The 13,713-nt window shown below is 45.4% G+C and carries 11 protein-coding genes and 1 tRNA gene; 4 read left to right on the plus strand and 8 right to left on the minus strand.

Translation table 11 applies throughout. From position 1 onward, the window contains the following. From pglX to HEQ50_RS06875, 4 genes are all read right to left on the minus strand, one after another. Nucleotides 1-1,976 (minus strand): BREX-1 system adenine-specific DNA-methyltransferase PglX (pglX, locus tag HEQ50_RS06860; protein WP_168899780.1); only part of this gene is annotated, 1,976 nt, incomplete at its 3' end. Between the two features lie 26 nt (nucleotides 1,977-2,002). Further along, nucleotides 2,003-5,671 carry a BREX system P-loop protein BrxC gene (gene brxC, locus HEQ50_RS06865; protein ID WP_168899781.1) on the minus strand — a complete coding sequence of 1,223 codons (3,669 nt, stop codon included), beginning with the start codon at nucleotides 5,669-5,671 and terminating at the stop codon, nucleotides 2,003-2,005. A 12-nt stretch (nucleotides 5,672-5,683) separates the two neighbouring features. Continuing rightward, a complete protein-coding gene (locus tag HEQ50_RS06870) occupies nucleotides 5,684-6,262 on the minus strand; it encodes a DUF1788 domain-containing protein (RefSeq protein ID WP_168899782.1) in 579 nt (192 codons plus the stop codon). Nucleotide 6,263: 1 nt separating this feature from the next. After that, nucleotides 6,264-6,857, minus strand: coding sequence for a DUF1819 family protein (locus HEQ50_RS06875; protein WP_168899783.1), 594 nt, complete (start codon nucleotides 6,855-6,857; stop codon nucleotides 6,264-6,266). A 495-nt stretch (nucleotides 6,858-7,352) separates the two neighbouring features. On the opposite strand from HEQ50_RS06875, the gene HEQ50_RS06880 reads away from it, so the two are divergent. Continuing rightward, nucleotides 7,353-8,276 (plus strand): exonuclease domain-containing protein, encoded by a 924-nt coding sequence (locus HEQ50_RS06880; protein WP_168899784.1) that lies wholly within the window; start codon nucleotides 7,353-7,355, stop codon nucleotides 8,274-8,276. Nucleotides 8,277-8,318: 42 nt separating this feature from the next. Here the strand turns inward: HEQ50_RS06880 and brnQ are convergent, their stop codons facing one another. From brnQ to HEQ50_RS06900, 4 genes are all read right to left on the minus strand, one after another. Then, on the minus strand, nucleotides 8,319-9,701 hold the full coding sequence (brnQ, locus tag HEQ50_RS06885; RefSeq protein ID WP_168899785.1) for a branched-chain amino acid transport system II carrier protein: 1,383 nt from the start codon (nucleotides 9,699-9,701) through the stop codon (nucleotides 8,319-8,321). A gap of 371 nt (nucleotides 9,702-10,072) precedes the next feature. After that, nucleotides 10,073-11,005: a hypothetical protein gene (locus HEQ50_RS06890; RefSeq protein WP_168899786.1), complete on the minus strand. Its 933-nt coding sequence runs from the start codon at nucleotides 11,003-11,005 to the stop codon at nucleotides 10,073-10,075. A gap of 182 nt (nucleotides 11,006-11,187) precedes the next feature. After that, nucleotides 11,188-11,259: transfer RNA gene (locus HEQ50_RS06895), tRNA-Arg, on the minus strand. 46 nt (nucleotides 11,260-11,305) lie between these two features. Then, nucleotides 11,306-11,632, minus strand: coding sequence for a hypothetical protein (locus HEQ50_RS06900; RefSeq protein WP_168899787.1), 327 nt, complete (start codon nucleotides 11,630-11,632; stop codon nucleotides 11,306-11,308). A 148-nt stretch (nucleotides 11,633-11,780) separates the two neighbouring features. Here HEQ50_RS06900 and HEQ50_RS06905 point away from each other — a divergent pair, with 148 nt between their 5' ends. The 3 genes from HEQ50_RS06905 (at nucleotide 11,781) to HEQ50_RS06915 (ending at nucleotide 13,702) form a co-directional block, all read left to right on the plus strand. Continuing rightward, entirely contained in the window at nucleotides 11,781-12,239 is a 459-nt protein-coding gene (locus HEQ50_RS06905) for a MarR family winged helix-turn-helix transcriptional regulator (RefSeq protein WP_168899788.1), read from the plus strand. A 33-nt stretch (nucleotides 12,240-12,272) separates the two neighbouring features. Next, nucleotides 12,273-12,923, plus strand: a complete 651-nt coding sequence (locus tag HEQ50_RS06910) for an NAD(P)H-hydrate epimerase (protein WP_211089251.1) — start codon at nucleotides 12,273-12,275, stop codon at nucleotides 12,921-12,923. A gap of 206 nt (nucleotides 12,924-13,129) precedes the next feature. Continuing rightward, nucleotides 13,130-13,702, plus strand: coding sequence for a M15 family metallopeptidase (locus HEQ50_RS06915; protein ID WP_168899789.1), 573 nt, complete (start codon nucleotides 13,130-13,132; stop codon nucleotides 13,700-13,702). Nucleotides 13,703-13,713 lie beyond the last annotated feature (11 nt).

Consider the following 13,713-nt stretch of genomic DNA (forward strand, 5'->3'; position numbering starts at 1 on the left):
CCCGGAATCTTCGCAAAGTTCGCTTGGTTAGTTCGATTAAATCGATTATCGGCGATAGGCAAATGCTGAGGGATTTTACCAGATACATCTGCTGTTTTTATTTGATGATAGGTTCCAATAAAACTAGGCAACTGATAATCTCTTACAATGGTGACCGCCGTACCGAAAGCGATACCCATAACATTGTTTTCCATGTGCATCAGATTGGAGATAGTGTAGTTTCCCAATAAATTAACTCGCATTTTTTCAAAGCTCGAAAGGAACATCCACGACTGCATCGTAACCATAGCATTGTAACCACCTGATACTAGAGCTTTATTCCAACGTTCGATAAACATCGCAAAGAGGTCCGCTTTAGAATTTGGGTAATTCTTTTTGGCAAATTTTAAGAGGTGACTTTCCATTCTGGACGATCCCATATAAGGCGGATTGGTGATAACCACTTGATATTTCTGGCCCAGTAACTCAACAGAATTTAGAATATCTGCTACCTTATCCAGCAAAGGAATTAATTCAAAAGATAGTTGGTTATGATTTAGGGCATCCAGTTCTTCACGTAATGAAGTTAATGATGAAGAATACTCGAGAATAAGAGATCCCAATTCATTTCCAAATGTAAACTCTTGCAAAAAATGTCTCAGCAACCTACTACTATTTTCAGATAACTGACTTAGCAAGATTTCAAAATCTTCTAGTTTAAAATCATCTGTTCCCGGAATGTCATAAACATTCATATGAGTGATCTTAGTCAAAGCTCGCCGATTGTATTGTCTGGCCTTCATCATGACCGCAAAATATGACAGTTGAAATGCTCGTGTATCAATATCCAATCCATTCAGATTATGTTTAATAATACTCTCAGAAGCTTCTCTACGTGAATAGCCTTCTGATTCATAGATCTGCATAAGAACGTCAAACGCATAAATTAAAATGTGTCCTGACCCCATGGATGGATCTATCATTTTTAACTGTTTGATCTCTAGTTCCTTCAGAGAACTGTCCATCGTTTCAATTTTGCTCTGAACATTATCCGGTTGCTTGGCGTCCGGCATATAGTATTGCCAGTTAAACTCACGAGCAATCTCTGACTCATTTTGCAAACTACCAACAGCCAATAAATGTTTAATCCAGTATTTACCTAGTGAATTTTGGACCATGTATTTTACGATCCAATCGGGTGTAAAAATTTGGGTGGCAGATGCAATCTCAGTATCTCTGAATTTATGTGATTTTGGCATGCTAATAACAGTGTTTTTCGGCTCCGTATTATAGTACTGATACAGCCACCCAATAATCTCCACCTGACCACCGACGGCCACGTTGAAATCATCCTCGCTGATGTCCGTAATTAAATGCTGAATCACCCCATCATGATAGCTTGGAGTGAACAATAACTCTGCATAATCATTCGTTGTTTCGAATAAATAAGGCAGATTCTTATTCAATGCATTGGCTTGTTTGATAAAGAGCATCTGATACTCCGCATCCCGATCCTTGGGCAATTCTGTATCTTCTGCCCGCGTAATAATCGCTTTCTCAGATGCTGTAAACCCACCCAAAGCTTCTTCCACATCTCGCACATTAACCAAAATATCAGGAATATTGCGGTTCTCTGTGCTTGATAGAACGCGAACGCGACTAGGTAAATAGTCATTAACTTCCATAAATCGAATCGCTATGATCCGGTTAAACCAGGTGTAGGCAACTTCTTCTATCAAATCATTAAAAGCCGTTGCGAGATCATTCTTGCGAGCACGTTGCTTTAACTCGGCGACAAGCTTCTGCCGCTTCACAATATCGTGCCCAGAAATCCCCCCTTGTTCATCCACGTAGTACTCAACATCACCTGTCGAAATTGGCAACTTGGCCTGAATACCGTCCGCTGTAATCCCCAGTGTCGCTGCTTTAAGGCGAATGCTTTCGATCAGTGAACGGCGTGCCTCAACCGCGAATTTTTTAATTGCTGTCTTATCCATATAGTCTTCCCTCACTCCAATTGAAATTACAGTTCAAACTTAATCCGACCGTTTTCCTTAAGTTGCTGCTTCAATAATTTCCTAAGCTGTTCAATCTGAAGATCGACATCTTGTGGATTATTCAACCGCCAAGTTTGGTCCATTGCCAGTGTTCGTGCATTAACATTAACCACTTTAGGCTCCTGCTTTTTAGTTGTAACAACCTTATTTTCCGGTTCATCAGAAGTTGATGAATCGGTAGGCGTTTGCCCAACACTTGGCTGATTACCAGTCTGATTGGCCCGTCTTTCTTTCTCTCGGCGTTCCTTTTCAGCCTGTTCCTGCAACATTTTGTCCATAGCCTTCGTCAGAGACAAACGGTATTGTTGTGCTTGACTCGGAACCACAAATAATTCATTCAAGGTCCGCGCATCTCGTGCGTTTTCCAACAAGTGCATAAACGCCTGCTTAATCTGACCTTCAAACTCACGCGTGACCTGACGATCTTCAGCATAACTTTCAGTTGCCGCCTGCTCGTCTTCAATCTTCTGTTGCGTTTCTCCTAAACCAGCATCAAACTCGGCACTGAATGCTGATTTGAAAGATTCGACCAGATCACTCAATTGTTTCAGCTTGCCTTGTGGCCGATTACGCATGATATTTTCTATCTTGGCAATTATTTCCTTAACTTGTGGGCTGGTAACAAACTCCTTCGAATGTTCGTACACATTCTGTTGCTGATACCCTGCTCGCCAGATTTCTTGCTGTATTTGACTCTTGTAGAACTCGTTAATGCCGAAGTCTTCCATATCGTCGTGCCAATCTTGTAGATCGTCACGTTTCTGACTGATTAAATCATAAAACTTATCCGTATCCTTTTGACGAAGCAATTGATCGATTAGGTCACAACCCTTTTGTAAAATATCATGGCCCGGGAAATAATCATCTTTGTTCGAATAAATAGCTAGCGTGTTCCGCTCGTTAGACATCGTGATCTTTAACTCATCCATCAACGTGTCGTCCTCGTTGTCACTAAATGATTGCTTGCCAAAGACTTCCAGTGCAACTGTTCGTAAGTCTTTTTTCTTCTTCTCACTGATTGCTTGTCGTGGCTCCATCTGGACTGAATCTGTAAATTGCCGTTTCAGAAAATACTTTGCCAATTCGTTAGCAGATAAATTACCGTGTAAGCTAAGGGCTTCCCCGTTAACATAAACTTTTAGCTTAGAATCAGCGAAAAGTTTTGCCACCAACCATTTGACATCCATTTCGCGATAGCCATAAGGAATCTTAGCAAATCGTTCTAAGACGGACTTGTAAGAAATCTTATTATGTCCCGTGTATTCATGATTAATCCGTTCCAGAACCGCCTGAATAGCCTGACTATTCTCATCTGTTTCAACTAATTCATCGGTTTCCTTGAACAATCCGACAACATCATTCTCCTGTTTCGGCACGTTGATGTAGCTTAAGTTGCGGTAGATTTCATCAATTAATTGCTCTTGAGCCTGGGCTAACCGTGTGAAAAAATCTTTCTTATCCGCATCAATTCGCTCACCCTGCACATAAATATTGGCACGTTGCAAAACATCTTGTAACTCTTGTGCGAGCTGCTTACCCAATGAACCCAATTCTGTTTTCTTTAGATCCACAATCCGCTGTGACCGTGCGTCCTGTGACTGCTCTCGTGGATTCAAAATGAACTTTCTGATACGTAAAATTTGTCGTTGATTTTGCGCATATTGTGACTCTGCTGGTAAATCAATGATAATCTGTGGTTGATCAGGTGAACTGGACTGACGACGTAGTTCCATATCATCATGATTGAACTCACTTTCGCTGGTTACAATCTTTAAATTGATATCCTGATTAGGTTGCCCAACTGGACGATCATCCACCCACTGATTGAAAACAAACGTATACTGCTGTTTTAACTGCGGATAAGTGTAGCGCTTTGAGATAGCTTCGTTGCTGAAAAGATAATCCCCGATTGCTTGCGAAACATCCCCTGAGTCCACATTTTGTCGCTGGATCTGCTTACTAATATCTTGTTCGGCATCCGTCAAAAATTCGTAGCCCTTGCTCGTTTTTTCAACAACATTCTGTTCCTGAAGTACTTGTAAGGCCTTTTTGACTTTGGCTTCCAATTCAATTCGATCGGTATCAATCGAATCAATCATCAATGTGACGAGATTATTTAGCGTTGCATCAAAGTCCTGCACGTATTTCACCATGAACAGTGTCTCTAACACCTGTACAGCAAAGGGATTATCCTCACCAGTTGGATTAATCAGTTCATTATTTTGGGCCCGCTGAATAACAATCATATGCGTATGGTCCAGGAAGTGACTAAGCCCCTGGAAAAAAATGCTAAATGGAACTAAGGCTTTGGTCTCACGATCTTCTAAGCGACGGGCAGATTCCTGGAAAACGGCTAACATTGAACGTTCACCGTTTGCCAGATGCTTACCATCTGATCCGTTTTCCCGAATAGCCGTCAGTGTGTCTTGTAATAAAAAGATCTGATAAGGAACAAATGGGTACAAATCCGCGAACACTTTGGCATTATCATAGCGTTTACGCTCTTCTTTGCCATCGAAACTAATCAAGTTGTTAATTACGTGTTGATTATCTTCAAACGTGGCTTCCAATAAACGTTCACTGCTATCCGTTTTCGCCAACAGTCGCTTCTGAATGACTTCATCCACGTTGGCTGATGACATCGCAATGCGTGTCTTAAATCGGCCTTGAATTTTAGAAAAGTCCTGACCGTTGATGTTCGTTGTGACCTTATCAATCGCCTGCTGACTAGTCACAATCACCCAGGCCTTACCATGTGTATAAGTTCCTAAGTCCTCGACAATACTCTGTAGGTTCAGCATCCGCTGCTGACTAGAACCGATATATTGGCCCACTTCATCAACCAGAAAGGCCATATGGTAGTTAGGTTCTTTGGTCTCTATATACTGATTCACTAACTTTGCAAAGCTCTCAACACTGACTGGATATTCTTTCTTTAACTGGTCAATAAACCCATTGGCATCATCTGTCGACATGAATCCAATTGCCACCAGCGTGTCACGAATGGTTCCCTTGAGAAATGCATAGGCATTGCGGGCTTCCTTCCATTCCCGATGCTGTCGATCAAGTTCTTGGAACTTTGCTTGAAAGTCATTATACTTTCCTTGCGCAATTAAATCACGCTCCAGATCTGCAATCCAGAAGTCTGCGCCAAACAAGCCCAATTGCTCGTTAAACACCTGCAGGAAAACATTCAGAATAGCGTCTTTCTGCGACTTATTTCCATTCTTTGCCTTCGAATCAATGTTAAATAACATGACTTCATTGGGTACGGTCGTTGCTAACTTCATATTCGCCAACGTTTCCGGATCATGAATCTTTTGATCATCCGTGAAATAATCCAAAGCCCGCTTGCCGGCAACCTCACGATTTTCCAGCAAGTACGCTAAAATTTTCAAGAAATGTGACTTCCCAGAACCAAAGAATCCTGAAATCCAGACCCCCATATTCGTCGTATCATGGTGAATTCCTTCAGCATAAGCTGCGAAAAAGTCCTTAAAATGGTTATCCAGTTCCTTCGTCACCACATATTCTTCCAGTTCCTGTTTAACGTTTGCATCTTGTTCGTCACCAATCGTAATAACCCCTTTAATATTACGGTCAATCGACTTGGCAAAAATATCTTTTATTTTCATCCCATTGTCCCCCTAATTAATTTGAAACGCCCGATAATAGTTATCTTCCTTAGATTCGCCAAACATACTGAGACTCAAGCTATCGTAAGTGCCTGGATAAAAGAACACGACGGGAACATTATCAATGACTTGATGCATCGTATTTAAAACTTTATGAGCCCGAATTAACGGAAAAATCTCGCCAATCCCTGTAACGAAGACCGTAACCGGCTTTTTGGGCAAATGACGTTGCATATACTGAACAAACAAGTTGTCTGCGCTCGTCATTTCCAACGCATTATTTAATTGTTCAATTAGGTAATCCATACCATCCGTCGCTTCCATCGCTAAGACGTCATCGCGAATGCCCATGTCATCCAGCAGCTCCCACATAATATCGTAAAGGTTAAATTCGACAATATCTATACCAACAGTTTCACGATTCAGTTGTTGCTCCATACTACTAATTTCCTCAGTAACTAACAGTTGATCTTGCGGGGCAAAAGCTAAGATGTAGTATGAAACCTCGTTCGACAGTCCCCGATTTTGTTGAAAACCAGGATCGGCGATTTTTTCCCGCAAGTGCTTTAATTTGTCAATTGTATTTGCCATGTTATCTCCCTAACAGGGCCGCTAACTGTCGCGTAGCTCCCTTTGACTGTAACAAAATTTCTAACCTTGTATCCAACAATGGCCGTTTTACCAGATCGAAATCTCCCTGGTCCTCCAACAAATCCGCTTCTCGTAAAAATGTCTTAAACGTTCCAGCGAGACGATGAATCGTTTGCTCAGTCCACTTTGAAATTTGTTCATTGGCAACCTGTTGCTGATTAAAAAAAGCTTCAACCTCGTAACTATGTAATTTTGCATCTCCTAATAACAATTCACTTCGATACACTTCATACATAAAGTCATCAAATAGTTGGTTGATCTTTAAGACAGAAATGAGATTAATTAATTTTTGATTCGCCAAATCCAACGATGGGAATAGGTCAAAGTAATCTTCGTCCAAGACACTGACTCTCCGTTTTATCGTTCGCACCATATCCCGTGCTCTCGCTGTCGAACGCTGCTGAAAATAGTTCTCTTCAACACTCATTAGGCGAATATCATCATCACTAATCCCCTGACTGCGCAGAGCCAGATACTGAGAAAACTCATTAAACCAAAACGAATGCGTAATCATTGAGGCGCTGTATCGAGCCATTAGTTATTCCAGCTTTCTATCATCGAAATGCTTGTGCTTACTATGTGTTCCCAAGTATATAAGATAATGACAAGCAGTGCGAGATTTTCAAAAAATTAGTGTGAACAATCGCGAATTTGTCATAACTTTACTTGTTATATTTTAGTATAGCAATCTCTGTCAATTCTCAAAAGTGCCGTTACTATTACCAATGTAAAAAACATTCAATTTGTTGCAGTAAATTTTATTGCCACTCAAAAAATTCACGGAATCCTTCGATATTTGATCATGCTTTTTACAGACACTATAATTAGTTTCTCATGGTACTTATTTTCTCGTCAACTATCTCCTATAACTCACTTGATGGGCAAACATATTACCCTATCGTGAGACATTTAATTCTCTAGTATTTTCATCCGCTATCCCGTATGATAAAAGAATAATCTTAGCTTAATCTGCAAACCACGATATCACTAACAATCCTAAATCTCACCCCTCAAAGGAGCCTATAACCCCATGGAAGACTACGTTGCCCTGGACGTCAAAACTGCCAATTCTTCGCGCGCCGCGATCTGCGCTATCGGTCTCGCCCAGTTTAAAAATGGCGAGCTGACCAACAGCCTCTACAGTCTCGTCAACCCGCACGAGGCCTTTGCCGAGCGCAATACGGCCAGCCATGGAATCGATGCGGCGGCCGTGGATCAAGCCCCAACCTTTCCCGAACTCCTCCCGTTACTGCACCGGTGGCTCGATCATCAGCTTATCGTTTCCCATACGAATTTCGATATTTCAGCGCTGCGCCAAGCGTTAGCCAAATACGCGCAGCCCCAATTCACGTTCAAATACTTCGACAGCTACATCATCTGCCAACAACTCGTCAATCATCCCCAGCATCGCCTCGTAGATATGGCGGCCTATTTTGACATTCACAATCCCCGCCCGCATCACGCCCTCAACGACGCGCAGACGTGTGGTCATCTTGTTGCGGCGCTGGTTGCACGCCGACAAGCGCCCTCGCTCAACAACCTCCTGAATAAAGCCGGCTTCCATCAGTTGGGCGTCTCCTCTCAACTCGAACAGAAGAAGTTCCAGCGGACTAGCGCTTTGGACCTAATCGACATCGCCCCCACAGTCAAGACGGCCGACTTTAAACGGTTCATTCCAGCCGCTCTGTTCTATCAACAAAACATCGTCCTCACTGGGAGTTTACAGCTCATGACGCGCGCTAAGGCCTTTCAAAAGATCATTGCGGTCGGCGGCACCCCCCAAGACGTCCTCACGGAAACCACGAACTTTCTCGTGGTCGGTCACACCAATCCCCAAGTCGTGGGCGCCGATGGCAAGTCATCCAAGATCCGCCAAGCTGAGGAAATGAACCGCACCTTTCCCGTCATTACGATTATTGACGAAACTGATTTTCTCAAAGCCATTGCGCAGTAAAAAGTCAGCCGCACGACGCTCGCGGCTGACTTTTGAATACCATCAACGATTGCTTTCGGGTAACGTTCCGCGCTGGTTGGCCCATCGCAATCGGCCCCAAACAATGCCAATCACGAAACCAATCAACGCCGGGATCAACCAGCCTAGGCCCAGATTAGCCAGCGGAATCAGCGTGTGGTACGTGCGCAACAGATGTTGAATCGGTACCAATCCAGAAATGGCGGCCGGTGTATTGGCCAACATATCCAGAATGGCGGGGATACTGGTAAAGGCAATCGTGATCTTATACACCGTGCCCGCGTAAGGCCGTTGCGAAATTGTCAGTGACAAGCCGATCAGGGCTAATGCCAACGGGTACATTAGCATCAGTACGGGCAGGGACCAAGAAATAATCGTATCCAAACCGGCATTGGCCACGAGAAACGAAAGAATGGTCGTGGTCCGTAACCACGCTCGATAGCTAATCTTGGGAAAGAGCTTATGGAAGTCCTGCGCAAAGGAACAGACCAACCCAATCGCCGTGGTCAACACGCCTAGCGTGACCAGCGCCCCCAGTAGGAGCGTGCCAACGCTACTGAAATAGTGACCGACGATCTGTGACAGGGCAACTCCACCATTAGCGGACAGCTTGAAACGGTTCATGCTAAACGCCCCCAGGAGCACCAGACCGAAGTAAATCAACACTTCCAACGAAATGCTGATTAAGCCGGCCTTAGCTGTTAGTCGGGTCAACGCTTTGCCCCGGTAGCCCAAGCCCCGAATGGCGTGAATCAGCGTCACACTCAGGGCCAACAAGGCCACGGCATCCAGCGTGTTATAGCCTTCCAGCAAGCCCCCAATCGTCGCATTTGTCTGGTACGTGGCGGTTGGTGTCTGGTTGAGGTTTCCCATGGGTTTAATAAACGCCACCAGGAATACCACGGCCAGCAGCGTCAGGAAGCCCACGTTCAGGTATTTCCCCACGATCTTTAAGAGGCTATTCTGATGCGTGGCCGCTAAGTAGGTCACCCCGAAGAAGAGACCGGTGAAGACCAGCATCCCCAGCGTTGAAAATTGCTTGGGCATGAAGGGCGCCACCGCCATCTCATAAGCCGTCGCGGCAGTCCGCGGCGTCGCAAAGAGCGGCCCGATGGTCAAATGTACCAAGATCAGGAAGAGGGCCGCAAAGTGGCGGCCCAGTGGTTGCGCGAATTCCAGCAGACCATCACTCTTGGTGACCACTACGGCGAGAATTGCCAGTAGCGGGAACAACGACCCCGAAATGGCGAATCCGGGGGCGGCTAAAAACCAATGGGAACCCGCCATTTGTCCCAGGTGAACGGGAAAAATCAAGTTGCCGGAACCAAAGAACATGCCAAAGATTAAGGAACTGACGACTAACAACTGACCCCAACTTTTTTTCGGTGCTGCATTTAATTCATCCATCTTCAATTCCTCCTGAACTTAATTTTTTACCCGTAAACGTGAAAAAGAGCCCTCTCCCCAGCTATGGGAAAAGGGCTCTACAAGTAGAACGGTACCACCTTTTTGTGACAGTCACCTGCCACACTCATCACGGACAATCATCCGCTAGCCAAATAATGGTGGCGACCACGGCAGCCTTAGCAACTACCGAACTCAGAATTAACCTTCACGAACGCGCGGTGGTCACTTTCCACTTCACGTGACTCCCTAGGCACCAACGGATTCGCTACTACTTTCTTCAACGTTTTATAAGTATTGTGATGTATTATAGGCTGCCAATTATTAAAAATCAATGGGTAAATTAAAATTAAGTGAGAATTTTTATTTAAAAACTATTCCGTTTTCTTTAGCAGTTCCTGCAGATAATTCATAAACGCTACCGTCGACGTTCCCTTTCCTCGATTGCTGTAATGTTGTGATTCAATCAAGTCATCGACTAGCGCAACAACATCGGGCCTGCCATCGAACAGCCCATCGGCACGCATATTGCGAATGACTTGCTGTGCCACTTTCCCCAAAACAATCAACTGCTTTGGTTGAATAATCTGGCACTCCTTTATAAACAATTTGGCACTTTGCCGATATATTTTCTGATTTTGTCGAATAATCTGTTCATAGCCTTGGGCATTCTCAATAAATTCATCGGCATTATGCTTTGCTGAACGCTTTTTATACCGCTTAACATAGCCAGGATAGGCCTGCTTCGCCAGCTTCTGCACGTTAGTCTCGCTTTCATCAAGAAATAGACCGGGGTGTTTACTGTCTTTGTTTACACAGTAGTCAGCTCTAATATTTGCCGACAGACTGTCCACGGTATTTTTTAGAATATCAGTGATGTAACTCCCACGAAAACGTTCATGATTCGTCATGAAAGCCAGCTTATACATTGGCGTCTTAATCGATGTATCGTGAAATTGTCCCCATTCACGCGTTACTTCACGCCCCGCCTTGCGTTCGGCAATATTTAACGCCACAAACATGTAGTCGGATTTAAATGGCAGGTTTTGCTTTTCCGGATCTGTGAATACTGACGAATCAACATTTAGGTTAACGCCGACATATTTATCAATGCTATTGGGTGTTATTTTAATCGACTTTGATTTGAATACCGCTTTGATGCGATCGTTGTTTGGCAATTTAATGTACGCCAGAACTGAGCCACAGTCCGATAAATATAGCGGTCGCTGTTGTTCATTTCTATCCGGCGACGCTACTTCTACTTTTATTGCTTCCAGCGCCTGACAAACTTCTTTATTTGTTGGCATTAACGTTAGCCCCTTTCATAACGACAGTCACTAAAATCAGTATCGCATGCTTAGACTAATTATATCGCGTGACCGACTCACTGCACGGTTACAAATTAAGGCTTTAGGCACCCGATCACTTTCATGCTCCCCAACAAAAAGCCACCAGACTGGGAAAAATCCCAACCTGGTGGCTCTCCTATTGCGTCCCCGGGGAATCGAACCCCGATCGAAAGGACCGAAATCTCTCGTGCTATCCGTTACACTAAGGACGCCTTACCCCCTTAGTGTAATCCAAAATCAGTTTTAACGCCAAATAATTTAGCGGGCACCCGAGGCGCGCTCCGCTTCTTGTTCCAAATACAGCTCTAATTTATCAGCACTCTCGCGAAAATCCGCGTTAAACGTGGTTCCCTGCGGCTTAACGGTGGCCGTCTGCACACCGTCGATGTCCGTCACCACCAGTGTATCGTCCTGCCAGCTGGCCGTGTCGTAATGGCCATCCTCGACCTGATCCAAGAAGCCTTGAAAAATATCGAGCACCGCTTGGTTAATAATGTCATCTTCCGTACGATCCTCGCCGTGTTGCTTTAATTGTAACTGGCGCAATTGCACCTCGTCCATATCGGTTGGTATCTGAATAAACACTGGAATGCCTCCCATTAAATTAGTTTTACTGCTATTCTAGCACTTCCTGGTAAAGAAACGAGTGTGAATGTTATCCTCTTTTCAAATCTGGTGTAAACTAAGAGTAAGTAATTCTTGTGACAACTGACAACTACCTAGGAGGTGGCTCATGGAAGACTCGATACTAGATTTTACTACGAACCTGGCCATTCTCCATCGGCAGTTTCAGCGAGCAATGAATCAGATTCTAGAGGCCGACGAGATGCCGATCAATATTACGGAGTTTTATCTGTTGGTGCTGATCTCAGAGACCAGTCATCTGAATCAACGGAAGGCCGCTTGGACCATGGCGGTGGACGAAGGTCTGATGGCACGAATGGTCCAACACCTGGTCAAGCTTTCCTTGTTGCAGAAGGAAACCGACCCGCATGATCGGCGTAACCGGCGTTTAAAGCTCACGACCGATGGTAAACGTTTGGTTAAACAGGCCATCGAAGTGCTGCATGATTGGTGGGCGCAGGTCACGCCTACCGACGCTGACTTCGACTACGCCGGCATTACGACCCAGTTACAACTCTTATCAAGCCGCGTCTTAAAAGATCAACAGACAGAACACACACAGTCGTAAAGTTTTTACTTTTCCTACCTGAGGAGGGGATTCATGATGAGTAAAGCCATTACTATTGCAGAAGCCCAGCGCTATGATGCCCACACAATCAATGAAATCGGTATTCCCGCGTTAGTTCTCATGGAGCGGGCCGCTTTGGCAAGCTTCAACAACCTGTTAAATGATGATTTTGACCTCAGTCGTGTCGTGGTCGTTGCTGCCACTGGAAACAATGGTGGCGATGGGCTGGCGGTTGCACGACTGCTCCACATCCGGGGAATTGACGTGGAGGTTTACCTGCTGGGTGATCCCGAAAAGGCCACGCCGCAAACCGCACAACAGTTGAAGATTGCCAACTACTACCACATTCCATTTACCACCGACCTCAATCACGTGGTCAACGCGACCTTGATTGTTGACGCCATCTTTGGTGTCGGCCTGTCCCGCAACATTACGGGGAAATACGCCGACGCCATCAACGCCATTAATGCCGCCGATGCCAAGACCGTTTCCATTGACGTTCCTTCCGGCATTAACGCCGATACGGGTGAAGTCATGGGCGTGGCGGTCGTTGCCGACAGCACCACGACCATGGCTTACAACAAGGTCGGCCTACTGACGGTGACGGGTAAGCAACACAGTGGGACCGTCCACGTTGCCGACATTGGCATTTACGCCCAAGACCACTTGGAGCACGCCCAGTAACCATTGGCGCGATAACCCATGACTATGACGATCAAATAGGTTAAAAGTCCAATTCGGGCTTTTAACCTATTTTTGATTAAGCCAGTTGTCACCGCCACCAGACGCCGACAAGCCACGGAACAATCCCCCGACCCCCAAGCCATTTCACAAGCTTTTCCGTCGCAGACCCGGTATACTAGGCTTAATACTATTGGGAGGTGCCCCACATGTCACAACTAGAAACTGGTTTTACCAACGTCCAAGCGCTGGACCCCAGCATTATTGTCGACCTGCGCTACGCCACCACGGATAATTTTACCCATCAAGTCATTTATCACTTCACCACCGCCATCGCGCGCACGGGTTCCGCTAAAAAGTTAGCCCGCGCCAGTGCGTTACTCCGAGAACAGGGCTACCGGTTGAAGGTCTGGGATGCGTACCGTCCGGTTGCCGCTCAGGCCCGGCTCTACGACATCTACCCCGATCCATCCTTCGTGGCCAAGCCCAACCCTAATTTTTCCCATCAAAAGGGCGTGACCTTTGATGTCACCTTGTGTGACGCCGCCGGTAAGGAATTAGACATGCAGACCGCGTTTGACGACTTCACCGTTGCCGCCCACCGCGACTTTACGCGGACACCACTCCAAGAAAAGCACTATCAGATTCTCGATCAGGCCATGCAGGCTGCCGGATTCTTCGGCTATGAGAACGAGTGGTGGGACTACCGCGATACCCAAATGGACAGCTATCCACCGGCAACGGCAGACCCTAACGACTTTCAGATCGCCGAACACGCTTAACGTTCAAAAAA

This window comes from Lactobacillus sp. HBUAS51381, from assembly GCF_012641095.1.
Lineage (GTDB): Bacteria > Bacillota > Bacilli > Lactobacillales > Lactobacillaceae > Levilactobacillus.